This window comes from Streptomyces subrutilus, assembly GCF_001746425.1.
GTDB classification, from domain to species: Bacteria; Actinomycetota; Actinomycetes; order Streptomycetales; family Streptomycetaceae; genus Streptomyces; species Streptomyces subrutilus_A.
The window spans coordinates 4,590,475-4,603,123 of the sequence record NZ_MEHK01000001.1; the positions used below are offsets into that span (position 1 = coordinate 4,590,475).

General features: G+C 72.6%; 15 protein-coding genes. 8 read left to right on the forward strand and 7 right to left on the reverse strand.

Features of this window, described 5'->3' with window-relative positions:
- Positions 1-3: 3 nt before the first annotated feature.
- Positions 4-1,020 carry a helix-turn-helix domain-containing protein gene (locus BGK67_RS21770; protein ID WP_079154316.1) on the reverse strand — a complete coding sequence of 339 codons (1,017 nt, stop codon included), beginning with the start codon at positions 1,018-1,020 and terminating at the stop codon, positions 4-6.
- A 176-nt stretch (positions 1,021-1,196) separates the two neighbouring features.
- On the opposite strand from BGK67_RS21770, the gene BGK67_RS21775 reads away from it, so the two are divergent.
- Positions 1,197-2,408 carry an ATP-grasp domain-containing protein gene (locus tag BGK67_RS21775; protein WP_069921645.1) on the forward strand — a complete coding sequence of 404 codons (1,212 nt, stop codon included), beginning with the start codon at positions 1,197-1,199 and terminating at the stop codon, positions 2,406-2,408.
- On the opposite strand, the gene BGK67_RS21780 is transcribed toward BGK67_RS21775, so the two are convergent.
- A complete protein-coding gene (locus BGK67_RS21780) occupies positions 2,387-2,755 on the reverse strand; it encodes a cupin domain-containing protein (RefSeq protein WP_069921646.1) in 369 nt (122 codons plus the stop codon). The genes BGK67_RS21775 and BGK67_RS21780 overlap by 22 nt on opposite strands.
- A 92-nt stretch (positions 2,756-2,847) precedes the next feature.
- Entirely contained in the window at positions 2,848-3,570 is a 723-nt protein-coding gene (locus BGK67_RS21785; RefSeq protein ID WP_069921647.1) for an alpha/beta hydrolase, read from the reverse strand.
- 112 nt (positions 3,571-3,682) lie between these two features.
- Here BGK67_RS21785 and BGK67_RS21790 point away from each other — a divergent pair, with 112 nt between their 5' ends.
- From BGK67_RS21790 to BGK67_RS21800, 3 genes are all read left to right on the forward strand, one after another.
- On the forward strand, positions 3,683-4,831 hold the full coding sequence (locus tag BGK67_RS21790; RefSeq protein WP_069921648.1) for an adenosine deaminase: 1,149 nt from the start codon (positions 3,683-3,685) through the stop codon (positions 4,829-4,831).
- A 139-nt stretch (positions 4,832-4,970) separates the two neighbouring features.
- Positions 4,971-5,219 (forward strand): hypothetical protein, encoded by a 249-nt coding sequence (locus BGK67_RS21795; RefSeq protein ID WP_069921649.1) that lies wholly within the window; start codon positions 4,971-4,973, stop codon positions 5,217-5,219.
- A gap of 133 nt (positions 5,220-5,352) precedes the next feature.
- On the forward strand, positions 5,353-6,114 hold the full coding sequence (locus BGK67_RS21800) for a hypothetical protein (protein WP_244291287.1): 762 nt from the start codon (positions 5,353-5,355) through the stop codon (positions 6,112-6,114).
- Positions 6,115-6,147: 33 nt separating this feature from the next.
- Here the strand turns inward: BGK67_RS21800 and BGK67_RS21805 are convergent, their stop codons facing one another.
- The 3 genes from BGK67_RS21805 to BGK67_RS21815 all read right to left on the reverse strand — a co-directional run bounded on the left by BGK67_RS21805 (position 6,148) and on the right by BGK67_RS21815 (position 7,807).
- Positions 6,148-6,348, reverse strand: coding sequence for a PspC domain-containing protein (locus BGK67_RS21805; protein ID WP_069921651.1), 201 nt, complete (start codon positions 6,346-6,348; stop codon positions 6,148-6,150).
- Positions 6,349-6,411: 63 nt separating this feature from the next.
- Positions 6,412-6,984 carry a VanZ family protein gene (locus BGK67_RS21810; protein WP_069921652.1) on the reverse strand — a complete coding sequence of 191 codons (573 nt, stop codon included), beginning with the start codon at positions 6,982-6,984 and terminating at the stop codon, positions 6,412-6,414.
- Positions 6,985-7,162: 178 nt separating this feature from the next.
- Positions 7,163-7,807: a PH domain-containing protein gene (locus BGK67_RS21815; protein ID WP_069921653.1), complete on the reverse strand. Its 645-nt coding sequence runs from the start codon at positions 7,805-7,807 to the stop codon at positions 7,163-7,165.
- A gap of 158 nt (positions 7,808-7,965) precedes the next feature.
- Here BGK67_RS21815 and deoC point away from each other — a divergent pair, with 158 nt between their 5' ends.
- Genes deoC through BGK67_RS21830 form a run of 3 tightly spaced genes read left to right on the forward strand, consistent with a single transcriptional unit; the run spans position 7,966 to position 11,289 of the window.
- Positions 7,966-8,928: a deoxyribose-phosphate aldolase gene (gene deoC / locus BGK67_RS21820; protein ID WP_107489001.1), complete on the forward strand. Its 963-nt coding sequence runs from the start codon at positions 7,966-7,968 to the stop codon at positions 8,926-8,928.
- 5 nt (positions 8,929-8,933) lie between these two features.
- Positions 8,934-10,370, forward strand: coding sequence for an aldehyde dehydrogenase family protein (locus tag BGK67_RS21825; protein WP_069921654.1), 1,437 nt, complete (start codon positions 8,934-8,936; stop codon positions 10,368-10,370).
- A complete protein-coding gene (locus BGK67_RS21830) occupies positions 10,363-11,289 on the forward strand; it encodes an aldehyde dehydrogenase family protein (RefSeq protein WP_069921655.1) in 927 nt (308 codons plus the stop codon). Before BGK67_RS21825 ends, BGK67_RS21830 begins: the two co-directional genes overlap by 8 nt.
- 72 nt (positions 11,290-11,361) lie before the next feature.
- On the opposite strand, the gene BGK67_RS21835 is transcribed toward BGK67_RS21830, so the two are convergent.
- Positions 11,362-11,706, reverse strand: a complete 345-nt coding sequence (locus tag BGK67_RS21835; protein ID WP_069921656.1) for a hypothetical protein — start codon at positions 11,704-11,706, stop codon at positions 11,362-11,364.
- A 53-nt stretch (positions 11,707-11,759) separates the two neighbouring features.
- On the opposite strand from BGK67_RS21835, the gene BGK67_RS21840 reads away from it, so the two are divergent.
- On the forward strand, positions 11,760-12,461 hold the full coding sequence (locus tag BGK67_RS21840; RefSeq protein ID WP_079154640.1) for a uridine kinase family protein: 702 nt from the start codon (positions 11,760-11,762) through the stop codon (positions 12,459-12,461).
- Positions 12,462-12,649: the final 188 nt, after the last annotated feature.

Genomic DNA, 12,649 nt, shown 5'->3' on the forward strand with positions numbered 1-12,649 from the left:
GCACTAGTCCGCGGCGCCGCCCGCCGGGGAACCCGGCGGCGCAGGGGCCAGCAAGTACCCCGCCTGGAAGCGGGACTTGGCGCGGACCGCCCGCATGATCTCAGCGATGTGCCGCTGGCAGGTCCGCTCCGACATGCCAAGCCTGCGCGCGATCACCTTGTCCTCCAGGCCCTCCGACAGCAGCCGCACGATGGTCTGCCGCAGTTCGTCCGAGATCGACCGCGCCGCGTCCGGGCTCACCGTCGTGGGGAACGGCTCCGCGCCCAGCCAGGACCGCTCGAAGGCCCCCCGCATGAAGTGCACGACGTTCGGCTCGCGCACCACCAGCGCGGCCCCGCTGCGGTCCGGCACCGCCATCAGACCCGTGTGGTCGTCGAAGACCAGCATCCGCATCAGCCCGTCGCCCAGCGTCCGTACCTGCGCGCCCAGCGCCGTCACCCGTTCGACGTACGCCGCCGTGGGGCGCGAGTACCGCGCGGTGTGCTGGTAGAGCGTCCGCATCCGGACCCCGCGCGCCAGCAGCGACTCGTCCCGCCCGATCGACTCCTCCAGCGTCTCCAGCGGCCGCCCGCCGCCCGGCTGCGAGGTCAGCAGCTCCCGCTCGCACGCCGCGACCAGCTCCGCGATCAGCCCCCGCACCGCGCCGAGGTCCGTCACCAGCTCCAGGCGGCCCGAACCGCTCAGGTCCCGGTGCGCGGTCCCCGCCTCATACGCCGGCACCAGCGCCTCCAACCGTCCCCGCAGCCGGTCCATCTCGTCGTGGGTCTCCCGTACGAGCTGGGCCAGCGGGGCCAGCGCGCGCGCCGCCGCCGCCCGGGGCGCGACCGCGCTCCACCGGTCGGGCCCGCCGCCGGGCGCCCGCTGGAGCAGGTGCGCGGCGGCCAGCTCCGTGATCGCGGCGGCCGCGCGCACGCCCAGCGCCTCGGTGGCCTCGGCGGCGTCGAAGGCGTGCCGCTCGACGGCGTACGCGTAGAGGCGCCGGGCCGCGGGGCTCAGTGCTTCGGCTTCATCGGCTGGCATATGCCTATTCGTCCCGGCCTGTGTCTGTTCGTGAACCCCTCGTATTCCCGCAAGGCGGCAAGACGACCCCTGTCAGGCGGCTTTCGGCATATGCCGAAGCGGGCAGAGTGGTCGCACGGCGTGAGGGGGGGGAGCGCGGTATGCGGCAGGGGACACCCAGGGACGGACGGTGGCCCGTGGCCGTCCTGCTGAGCCCGCGACCCGCCGTGGTGGCGGCCGCCCGCCGTGCGGGCGCCCGCACCGTGGTGGTCGCGCCGGATCCATCGGTGCCATCCGACCGTGAGGGGGCGGAGCGGCGGGTACGGACGGACTGGCGCGACCACCGCCACCTGGTCGGGGCCGTCGGCCGGATGGAGGCGGTACGCCGCGGCCGCGCCGCCGTCTTCGGCTTCGACGCCGCCGGAGCCCTCGCCGCCGCCCGCGCCAACGAGGAGCTGGGCCTGCCGGGCACCCCCACCGCCGCCGTCACCGCCCTCATGGACAAGGCCGCCCTGCGCGCCCGCTCCAACACCCTGCACCCCGGCCGGCCCGTCTCCTTCGCCCGCTGCGGACGCGCCGAGACGCTCCCGTTCGTCGCCACCCTCATCGGCTACCCCTGCGTCATCAAGCCCCGGTCGGGCGCCGACGGCGAAGGGGTCCGGCTGGTCCACGACGAGGCCGAGGCGCGGGCCGCCGCCCTCGGCTACCCGGAGGTCACCGACCTCCTCGTCGAGGAGTACCTCGAGGGGCCGGAGCTCGCGGTCGAAGCCCTCTCCCGCGGCGGCCGTCACCGCGTCCTGGGCTGGTCCCGCCGCCGCACCGGCCCCGGCCCCCGCCTCGCCGCCACCGGCCACGACCTGCCGGTCGCCCTGGATCCCTCGACCGCGGAGGCCGTACGGGCGCTCGTACGGGGCGTCCTCGACCTCGCCGGACACCACGACGGCCCCTCCCACACCGAGGTCGTCCTCACCGCGCACGGCCCCCGCCTCGTCGAGGCCCACGCCCGCCCCGGCGGCGAGGAGTTCGGCCGGCTGCTGCGGATCGCCCACGGCACCGACGTGCCGGCCCTCGCGCTCGCCGCCGGCCTGGGCCTCCCCGAGCCCGTGCGCACCCCGCGCGCCGCGTACGCGGGGCTGAGGTACGTGGACTTCCCGCCCGGCCGCGGGCCCGCCGGCGTACGGCCCGGCATCGCCGCGGCGCGTGCGGTGCCGGGAGTGGTCCGCGTGCAGTTGGAGATCCCGCCGGGGGCCACGGTCCGCCGCGCCCCGACGGGCGGTCTGCACCACGCGTACGTCCTGGCCACCGCCCCGACGGCGGGGGCGCTGGCCCGCGTCCTGGACCGCGCCTCGGGTCTGCTGCGGCCCGCGGACGCGGACCGGCGGATCCGTCAGCCCGAGGGCTTCGCGTAGTCGGCGAAGCCGGTCCAGTCCAGCGTGACGCAGGCCTCGTCGCCCACGACCCAGGCGTTGTGCCCGGGCGGCACCCGCATGTAGTCGCCGGGGCCGAACTCGGCGCTCTCCCCGTCGTCCATGACGACCTTCATCCGGCCGCTCACCACGTACCCGGTGTGGTCGGCCCGGCAGCTGTCCGTCCCGGCCAGCGGCTTGACGTGGTCCGACCACTTCCAGCCGGGCTCGAAGGTGGCGCGCCCGACGGCGGCGCCGCCCGTCTCCAGCAGGTCCAACCTGCCCTTGCCGTCGACGAACGGCCGGGTCTCGTCGGCCTGGTCGAAGCTTCTGGACACCATTTCGGCCATGATCCACCGCCTCAGGGAGGTATCACCCCGAGTCCACTGCCCACGTTACGCGCGATGGCCCCGCCGTACCCCTCCCGCCCGCGGGCCCTGCCTCACCGCCGGAGCGAGCGCCCGAACCCCGAGGCCAGCGGCATCCGCAGGCCCAGCGGAGGGGGAGCGGCCAGCGCGTCGGCCACCGGCCGCGAGTACCGCCCCGAGCACACCGCGCCGAGCACGAAGTCCACGGCCAGCGCCACGACTTCCGGCTGGTGCTCGCGCAGCCCGTGCCCGTCCGAGTGGACCTCGAACCGGCACGTGGACCGATTCGCCTTCTTGGCCCGCGCCGCCAGCTGAAACGATGCCTCCGGGTCGCTGCGCGCGTCGTTGGTGCCGTGCACGATCAGCACCTGCCGCCCCGACAGGTGCTCCACCGGTTCAGGCGAGCCGGCCGGGGCCCCCGGCTCCAGACGAGGGGCGAGCGAGACCACCGAGTTGACGGCGTCGTGGCCCCCCGCCCGCAGCGCGGCCAGGCCGCCCGCACCGTACCCGGCCAGGCAGACGGGCACGTCCCCGTACCGCCGTACCGCCTCGTCCGCCGCCCACCCCGCCTGCTCCTCGCGGGAGGCTTCCCCGCCGAGGATGACGGTGTGCGCGACCAGCCCTTCCGTACCGCCCGCCCGGGCCAGCGCCCGCCCCAGCGGGCGCAGCGGACCGGGGGAGAATCTGGACGCCCCGGGAAGCAGGAGCACCACACCGCTGACCGTCGAACCCGAGCCGTTCGCGCCGGCTGCCCGCCCCAGGCGGACCCCGCGCGCCGGCGGCGCATGCTGTGCCATGGCGGAACAGTCTCAGACCCCGAGGTGTACGACATCCGTCCGTGCGGTCTCTGTTACATATCGGCGGACGCGGCCGGCCCCGCTCTACGCGCGTAGGAGTTAGAGTGCCCAGATGACGAGCGAGACCTCCAACCTGCCGACCCCGGATCAGATCCGCCGCTCCCCGAAGGTGCTGCTGCACGATCACCTCGACGGTGGACTGCGACCCGGGACCATCATCGAGCTGGCCCGCGACGCCGGCTACGAGAGCCTGCCCGAGACCGACGCCGACAAGCTCGGCGTCTGGTTCCGGGAAGCCGCCGACTCCGGCTCCCTCCCGCGCTACCTGGAGACCTTCGCGCACACCTGCGCGGTCATGCAGACCAAGGAGGCCCTCTTCCGGGTCGCCGCCGAGTGCGCCGAGGACCTGGCCGAGGACGGCGTCGTGTACGCCGAGATCCGCTATGCCCCCGAGCAGCACCTGGAAGCCGGCCTGACCCTCGAAGAGGTCGTCGAGGCCGTGAACGACGGCTTCCGCGAGGGCGAGCGGCGGGCGAAGGCGGCCGGCCACCGCATCCGCGTCGGCGCCCTGCTGACCGCGATGCGCCATGCGGCCCGTGCGCTGGAGATCGCGGAGCTGGCCAACCGCTACCGCGACAACGGCGTGGTCGGCTTCGACATCGCCGGCGCCGAGGCCGGGTCCCCCCCCACCCGCCACCTCGACGCCTTCGAGTACCTCAAGCGCGAGAACAACCACTTCACGATCCACGCGGGCGAGGCCTTCGGCCTGCCGTCGATCTGGCAGGCCCTGCAGTGGTGCGGCGCCGACCGGCTCGGTCACGGCGTGAAGATCATCGACGACATCGAGGTCGCCGAGGACGGCACCGTGAAGCTGGGCCGCCTGGCCTCGTACGTCCGGGACAAGCGCATCCCCCTGGAGATGTGCCCGACCTCGAACCTCCAGACCGCCGCGGCCGCCTCGTACGCCGAGCATCCGATCGGCCTGCTGCGGAAGCTGCACTTCAGGCTCACGGTCAACACCGACAACCGTCTGATGAGCGGCACCAGCATGAGCGGCGAGTTCGAGCACCTCGTGGACACCTTCGGCTACACGCTGGACGACATGCAGTGGTTCACCGTCAATGCGATGAAGTCCGCGTTCATTCCTTTCGATGAACGACTGGCCATGATCAACGAGGTCATCAAGCCCGGTTATGCGGAGCTGAAGTCGGAGTGGCTTTTCCAGCAGACCGCTTCCACCAGCGGTTCCGTCTCGGCCTAGGCCACGGCATGACGTACTGAAAGCGCCCGGGAGGGGCAATTCCCGGGCGTTTTCTCGTATTTAATGATGTTTGCGGGCGGGGGATTGAAGTGGCTAGCTTTCGGAGCCGCTCAATTCCCCGTCGCAAGGACACGTTTTCATGAAGCAGTCAGCTGCCAAGATCCTCGGTACCGCCGCTCTCGGTGCCGCGTTCGCCGCCGTCGCCGCCGGTACCGCCTCGGCCGTTCCGGCCGTCGGCCTCACCGACGCGCTGGGCACCGCCACCGGCGCGCTCCAGGGTGTGACCAGCCAGCAGCAGATGAACTCCGCGGAGGGCGGACAGCCGAGCGACCCCACCGCCGCGGTCACCGGCCTGCTGGGCCCGGTCACCGGAGCCCTCAACGGCTGACGCTGTCGCGATGCGAACGCACCCACGGCGGTCGCACGCCCCTTCGACGGGGTGTGTGTGCCGCCGTGCGGTGTGTCACGATCGCCACCAACTGCCCGCCGACATCTTCGGTATGAGGTCCTTGGTCATGCGCATGAAGGTACGAGCGACCGTGGTCGCGCTGGTCCCCGCCCTGCTGCTCGCCGCGGTCGGCTGCGGCTCGAACAGCCCCGACAGCGCCCCGCCGGGCAAGGGCCCGGACCCCAAGGGCTCCGCGAGCCCCGCCTCCGGTGCGCCCGGCGCCCCCGCGGCGACGCCCGGCGGCTCCGCCGCGCCCAGGGCCGGCGGCACCAAGGCGGAGCGGTCCGCGCTGGAACAGGGGGACCTGCCCGGCTACCAGATCTCGGCGGAGGGCAAGAACCCGAACGCCCCCGACGGCCAGCCGCAGGCCGACAAGAAGGCCTGCCAGCCGCTGGCAGACATCATGGGAGACAAGCCGGACCCGGCCGCGCGCGAGACCGTCAACCGGGGCATCGGCTCCCAGAAGCAGGTCGGACTCGCCGTCTCCGCCTCCGTCAGCTCCTACACGGAGAGCGACGCCAAGGCGCTGATCGCCCGCCTCAGGGCCGCCGTGCCCGCCTGCGGTACGGGCTTCACCGCCACGGTCGAGAAGCAGGCCGGCACATACCGCGACGTGCGGGCCGCCGACTACCGCACGGCCGGCGACGAGAGCGTCAGCTGGACCACGACCGCGGCCGCCCAGGGCGTCTCGGCGCAGGTGCACCTGGTCGTCGTGCGCTCCGGCGACACCATCGTGCGGCTGATGGCCCTCAACGTGGCCGCGGCTCAGCAGAAGACGCAGGTGCCGCAGGAGGTCGCCGACAAGCAGCTGGAGAAGGTCCGGCGGGCCGGCTGATCAGGCCTTGCCTATCCGGCCCGCGCGGCCGGTCTACCAAGCGGTGGAGGCGGACTTCTCGTTCGGCAGGAGCAGCCACAGCGCCAGGTAGATCAGGAACTGCGGGCCGGGCAGCACGCACGAGACGACGAATATGACGCGCATCGTACGGGCGGAAAATCCGAAACGCCGCGCCAGTCCGGCGCAGACGCCGCCGATCCAACGACCGTCACGGGGGCGGACAAGGGCGCTCATGGGGTTCTCCTTCAACGGGATCGCTGTTCCGCTGTTCTGAAGACCAGCTCAGCTTGCGATGCCTCAATACTCCCGGGGAACCGCCGAAAGAACCTCGGTCCACGGACCGAGCCCGACCCTGGAAATTCTCGGGGTGGGCCCCTGATAAACGCCATGTGAGCGCCGCAGCCGGGCGCGCAGCGCCGGTACGACGGCCGCGTGCGCGAGCAGCACGCCGACGGTGTTCAGCAGGACCGAGTCCACGTCGACCACCTGCCCCGGCACCGCGGTCTGCAGCATCAGGATGCACACCGAGACCAGTGCGCCCGCGGCCGCGGTCCGGGCCAGCGAGGACCACGCGGACAGGGCCGACGGCGCGAGCCGCCCGCTGACGAGCGGCAGCAGCACTCCCAGCGGGGCCAGCAGCGCCAGCCCCTCGCCGATCCGGCGGGCCCCTTCCAGCGGCCCGCGGGCGAGGTCCGCCCTGATCCCCTCCAGCGGGGTCAGGTTCGCGGCCTCGGCCCAGGGCACGTCCAGTGGTCGCAGCGTCAGCCAGCCGACGACCAGGAGATGGGCGACCAGCAGGGCGCCGCCCAGGAGCCGGAACCGGAGCTGAATGGCGGTGCCGACGCTGTCGCCGGCCTCATGACGCTGCACACCTGCGAGGACGCACCGGCCGGCAGCGCCGGTTCCGCCCCGGGAGGGGTGTGGTGGGGAGCACGTACGGAGGCCGGGATCGGGGGGCGGTACGCGGGCTCCTCCCGTACGGCGCGTGCGGGAGGCGTGCGCGGCGGCCGGGCACCGGCGGGCGGGCAGGGGTGGGCAGGAGGCCCGGTCAGCCCGTCGCGAGGAGCACGATCAGCAGCACGGCGCCGGCCACGGCGGGCGCGATGATCTCGTACGACCACTGCACGCGCACGCTGCCCTGGGCCCCGGCCCGGGTGGCCCCGCGCTCGGCCAGCTCCCGCAGTTCGTCCACGACCTTGTCCGCTCCGGCCCGCTGCGGCCCGTCCGCCGCGGGCGGCTGCGCGCCCTCGGGGGCGGACAGCCCCCGGCCGGTGAGCCCGCCGCCGCGGCTGAGCCGGCCCCGGTTCGCCTTCTTCCGCTCCCGCAGCGAGACGGGGACCGACCACAGCTGGTACTTGGAGCCCTCGGCCAGCACCTCCGCCGAGTACGCGGCGCGCACCGCGTCCACGGCCGCCCACGGCAGCTCGATGACCCGGAAGGGGTTGCGCACCCGCATCCGGTCGTCATTGGCGAAGACGGCGGGGCGGATCGTGAAGGCCACGATCAGCGGCACCACGCACAGCGCCAGGGCGAGGGAGATCCACGGGGTGTTCCCGGAGCCGCGCACCACCGCGTCCCCGCAGAGCCACGCGGCCAGCGCGAGCAGCAGCACTCCGGTGACCACGGCCGAGGAGGAGCGGTAGACCCGGTCGTCGTAGACGGGCTCGTCGGTGGGCTGCTGCTGGCTGCTCATGGGCCCGATTGTGCCCCACGCCGTCTCACCCCACGAGATCGGCGTTGGCAATGACGTCGTCGGGCTGGCGGCGGCCGAGTGGAGGTGTCGATTCCATAGCGGATTCGGAGGTGGGGGTGACAGGTCGCTACGCGCGTAGATATGCTCATGTGGTGACCATGCCCACCACCCTCACCGCATTCGCTGACGTGACGACGTCCGACAGTGCGCTGCGCCGCTTCCTGCACGGGCTGCCCGGCGTCGACGCAGTCGGACTGGAGGCCCGCGCGGCCTCCCTCGGCACCCGCTCGATCAAGACGACGGCCAAGGCGTACGCCATCGATCTGGCCATCTCGATGATCGACCTGACGACGCTCGAGGGTGCGGACACCCCGGGCAAGGTCCGGGCGCTCTCCGCCAAGGCCGTCAACCCCGACCCGACCGACCGCAGCACGCCCATGACCGCCGCGGTCTGCGTGTACCCCGACATGGTGGCCACCGCGAAGGCCGCCCTGAACGGCGCCGACGTCAAGGTGGCCTCCGTCGCGACCGCCTTCCCGGCCGGCCGCGCCGCGCTGCCCGTCAAGCTCGCCGACACCCGTGACGCCGTCGCCGCCGGCGCCGACGAGATCGACATGGTCATCGACCGTGGCGCCTTCCTCGCCGGCCGCTACCTCGACACGTACGAGCTGATCAAGGCCGTCAAGGAGGCCTGCGTCCGCCCCGACGGCACCGCGGCCCGCCTCAAGGTCATCTTCGAGACCGGCGAGCTGTCGACGTACGACAACATCCGCCGCGCCTCCTGGATCGGCATGCTCGCGGGCGCCGACTTCATCAAGACGTCGACGGGCAAGGTGGGCGTCAACGCCACCCCGGCCAACACGCTCCTCATGCTCGAAGCCGTCCGCGACTTCAAGGCGCAGACTGGAATCCAGATCGGCGTGAAGCCGGCCGGCGGCATCCGGACCACCAAGGACGCGATCAAGTTCCTGGTCCTGGTCAACGAGACCGCGGGCGAGGACTGGCTGAGCAACCACTGGTTCCGCTTCGGCGCCTCCAGCCTGCTGAACGACCTGCTGATGCAGCGCCAGAAGCTGAGCACCGGCCGTTACTCCGGTCCCGACTACGTGACGGTGGACTGATCACCATGGCATCCCTTTTCGAGTACGCACCGGCTCCCGAGTCCCGCTCGGTCGTCGACATCGCCCCCTCCTACGGGCTCTTCATCGACGGTGAGTTCACCGACGCCGCCGACGGCAAGGTCTTCAAGACCGTCTCGCCGTCGTCCGAAGAGGTCCTCGCCGAGGTCGCCCAGGCGGGCGCCGCCGATGTGGACCGCGCCGTCAGGGCGGCCCGCAAGGCCTTCGAGAAGTGGTCCGCGCTGCCCGGCTCCGAGCGCGCCAAGTACCTCTTCCGCATCGCCCGGATCATCCAGGAGCGCAGCCGCGAGCTCGCCGTCCTGGAGACCCTGGACAACGGCAAGCCGATCAAGGAGACCCGCGACGCGGACCTCCCGCTGGTCGCCGCGCACTTCTTCTACTACGCGGGCTGGGCCGACAAGCTCGACCACGCGGGCTACGGCCCGAACCCGCGCCCGCTGGGTGTCGCGGGCCAGGTCATCCCCTGGAACTTCCCCCTCCTGATGCTCGCGTGGAAGATCGCCCCGGCGCTCGCCACCGGCAACACGGTCGTCCTGAAGCCCGCCGAGACCACCCCGCTCTCCGCGCTGTTCTTCGCGGACATCTGCCGCCAGGCCGGCCTGCCCAAGGGCGTCGTCAACATCCTCACCGGGTACGGAGACGCGGGCGCGGCCCTCGTCGAGCACCCGGACGTGAACAAGGTCGCCTTCACCGGCTCCACGGCCGTGGGCAAGAAGATCGCCCGCCACGTCGCCGGCACCGACAAGAAGGTCACCCTGGAGCTGGGCGGCAAGGGCGCCAACATCGTCTTCGACGACGCCCCCGTCGACCAGGCCGTCGAGGGCATCGTCAACGGCATCTTCTTCAACCAGGGCCAGGTCTGCTGCGCCGGATCCCGCCTCCTGGTCCAGGAGTCGCTCCACGACGAGCTGCTGGACTCCCTCAAGCGCCGCCTCTCCACGCTGCGCCTGGGCGACCCGCTCGACAAGAACACCGACATCGGCGCGATCAACTCCGCCGAGCAGCTCGCCCGGATCACCGCGCTCGCGGATACCGGCGAGGCCGAGGGCGCCGAGCGCTGGTCCCCGGCCTGCGAGCTGCCGTCCGCCGGCTACTGGTTCGCCCCGACGCTCTTCACCAACGTCACCCAGGCGCACACCGTCGCCCGCGACGAGATCTTCGGCCCGGTGCTGTCCGTACTGACCTTCCGCACGCCCGACGAGGCCGTCGCCAAGGCCAACAACAGCCAGTACGGCCTGTCCGCGGGCATCTGGACGGAGAAGGGCTCGCGCATCCTCGCGGTCGCGGGCAAGCTCCGCGCGGGTGTCGTCTGGGCCAACACGTTCAACAAGTTCGACCCGACCTCGCCCTTCGGCGGCTACAAGGAGTCGGGCTTCGGCCGCGAGGGCGGCCGCCACGGCCTGGAGGGCTACCTCGATGTCTGACAAGTCCGAACAGCAGCGCCTGGGTGTCTTCAAAACCTACAAGCTGTACATCGGGGGCAAGTTCCCCCGCTCCGAGAGCGGCCGGGTGTACGAGGTGACCACGAAAACATCAGCCGCCGGCGCGGCGGGCAAGGGCAACTGGCTGGCCAACGCCCCGCTGTCCTCCCGCAAGGACGCGCGTGACGCGGTCGTCGCGGCCCGCAAGGCCTTCGGCGGCTGGTCGGGCGCCACCGCCTACAACCGCGGGCAGATCCTCTACCGCATCGCCGAGATGCTCGAGGGCCGCCGCGACCAGTTCGTCCGCGAGGTCGGCGAGGCGGAGGGCCTGTCCAAGTCGAAGGCCGGCGCCGTCGTGGACGCCGCCATCGACCGCTGGGTCTGGTACGCGGGCTGGACCGACAAGATCGGCCAGATCGTCGGCGGGGCCAACCCCGTCGCGGGCCCGTTCTTCAACCTCTCCACCCCCGAGCCGACCGGCGTCGTGACGGTCATCGCCCCGCAGGACTCGTCGTTCCTCGGCCTGGTCTCGGTGATCGCCCCGGTGATCGCCACCGGCAACACCGCGGTCGTGATCGCCTCGGAGAAGTCCCCGCTGCCCGCCCTCTCCCTGGGCGAGGTGCTGGCCACCTCCGACCTGCCCGGCGGCGTGGTCAACATCCTGTCCGGCAAGGCCGCGGAGATGGGCCCGCACCTGGCCTCCCACCAGGACGTCAACGCGATCGACCTGGCGGGCGCCGACGTCGCGCTGGCCAAGGAGCTGGAGATCGCCGCGGCGGACAACCTCAAGCGCGTCCTGCGTCCACAGCCTGTGGACGACTGGACCGCGGACCCGGGCACGCACCGCATGACGGCGTTCCTGGAGACCAAGACGGTCTGGCACCCGACGGGTTCGCTCGGCTCGGGCGGGTCCTCGTACTAGAAGACCCCCGTGAACCGGCCCCGGCAGCGTCCCCCGCGCTGCCGGGGCCTTCTCGTATCCGTGCCCCTGCCGCTACTTGTCCAGGACCGGCCCGAGCAACGAGGAGACGGCCGCGGTGGGCAGCTCGCCCACGGAGGGCCCCTGCGTGAGCACGCCGGTCACCATGCCGGTGCCGACGGCCGGGAAGTCCGCGACCTTGGTGGCGATGCCGTTGTCCAGCGGGTCCACGCCGGTGTGGGCCAGCGGGTTCACCTTGAGGTTCGCGACGGGGTCGGTGACTCCGGCCAGCGCGGCCGGAACGTCGAGCTCACCGGCCTGGGCACCGCCCGCGGCCATCGCGAGCGCGGCGCCCGCCATCGAGAGGGTGAGGCCTGCGGTGCGCAAGGGAGAGCTGTGCGGAGCTGCGTGACGTGCCATGGGTTCCCGCCTGTGGTCGTAGTCGCGTGCGCACGCAGCGTAGTTGACGTGTGATCCTCGATACCAACCGGCCACCGGAGGGGTCCCCTACAGGGATTAATGGTTCAGACTGGTGTCCCGTGAGCTGTTCTTCTCCCCTGCCGACGCGCGTCGTGCTGCTGACCGGGCCCTCCGGCTCCGGCAAGTCCTCGCTGGCGGCCCGCTCGGGCCTTCCCGTGCTGCGCCTGGACGACTTCTACAAGGAGGCGGACGACCCGACCCTTCCGCTGGTCGACGGCAGCTCGGACATCGACTGGGACTCCCCGCTGTCCTGGGACGCGGACACCGCCGTCGCGGCGATCGAGGAACTGTGCGCGGGGGGCCGTGCGGAGGTTCCCCTCTACGACCTCGCGACGTCCTCCCGGGTCGGCACGGAAGCGCTGGACATCTCCCGCACCCCGCTGTTCATCGCGGAGGGCATCTTCGCGGCCGACATCGTCGCCCGCTGCCAGGAGCTGGGGCTGCTCGCCGATGCGATCTGTCTGCGGGGGCGGCCGTCGACGACGTTCCGGCGGCGGCTGGTCCGGGACCTGCGCGAGGGGCGCAAGTCGGTGCTGTTCCTGGTGCGCAGGGGCTACCGGCTGATGCGGGCCGAACGGGGCATCGTGGCGCGGCACACCGAACTGGGCGCCCACGCCTGCGGCCGGGACGAGGCCCTCGGCCGCCTGGCCGCCGCCGCGGCGGGCCGCCACCGCCCGGCCACGGCCCCGGCCTAGCCCCCGCCAGGCCCCCGGGGCTCGGCGAGGCCGGGTTCGGCCTGACGGGCAATCCAGGGGTTGGTACTCGGCGGACAGCCGCAGCCGAATTCAGCCTCGCCGGCGTTTGAGCCGCGCCGGGCGACGGGCTGCCGAACCCGCGGACGCGGAAAGGCGGGACCAGGCGGACCCCCGGCCGCCTGATCCCG

What these genes read in the sequence shown, in the direction of transcription:
- BGK67_RS21770 (WP_079154316.1), bottom strand. Translation starts at nt 1,020, where the DNA reads ATGCCAGCCGATGAAGCCGAAGCACTGAGCCCCGCGGCCCGGCGCCTC.
- BGK67_RS21780 (WP_069921646.1), bottom strand. Translation starts at nt 2,755, where the DNA reads ATGGCCGAAATGGTGTCCAGAAGCTTCGACCAGGCCGACGAGACCCGG.
- BGK67_RS21785 (WP_069921647.1), bottom strand. Translation starts at nt 3,570, where the DNA reads ATGGCACAGCATGCGCCGCCGGCGCGCGGGGTCCGCCTGGGGCGGGCA.
- BGK67_RS21790 (WP_069921648.1), top strand. Translation starts at nt 3,683, where the DNA reads ATGACGAGCGAGACCTCCAACCTGCCGACCCCGGATCAGATCCGCCGC.
- BGK67_RS21795 (WP_069921649.1), top strand. Translation starts at nt 4,971, where the DNA reads ATGAAGCAGTCAGCTGCCAAGATCCTCGGTACCGCCGCTCTCGGTGCC.
- BGK67_RS21800 (WP_244291287.1), top strand. Translation starts at nt 5,353, where the DNA reads ATGAAGGTACGAGCGACCGTGGTCGCGCTGGTCCCCGCCCTGCTGCTC.
- BGK67_RS21805 (WP_069921651.1), bottom strand. Translation starts at nt 6,348, where the DNA reads ATGAGCGCCCTTGTCCGCCCCCGTGACGGTCGTTGGATCGGCGGCGTC.
- BGK67_RS21815 (WP_069921653.1), bottom strand. Translation starts at nt 7,807, where the DNA reads ATGAGCAGCCAGCAGCAGCCCACCGACGAGCCCGTCTACGACGACCGG.
- deoC (WP_107489001.1), top strand. Translation starts at nt 7,966, where the DNA reads ATGCCCACCACCCTCACCGCATTCGCTGACGTGACGACGTCCGACAGT.
- BGK67_RS21825 (WP_069921654.1), top strand. Translation starts at nt 8,934, where the DNA reads ATGGCATCCCTTTTCGAGTACGCACCGGCTCCCGAGTCCCGCTCGGTC.
- BGK67_RS21830 (WP_069921655.1), top strand. Translation starts at nt 10,363, where the DNA reads ATGTCTGACAAGTCCGAACAGCAGCGCCTGGGTGTCTTCAAAACCTAC.
- BGK67_RS21835 (WP_069921656.1), bottom strand. Translation starts at nt 11,706, where the DNA reads ATGGCACGTCACGCAGCTCCGCACAGCTCTCCCTTGCGCACCGCAGGC.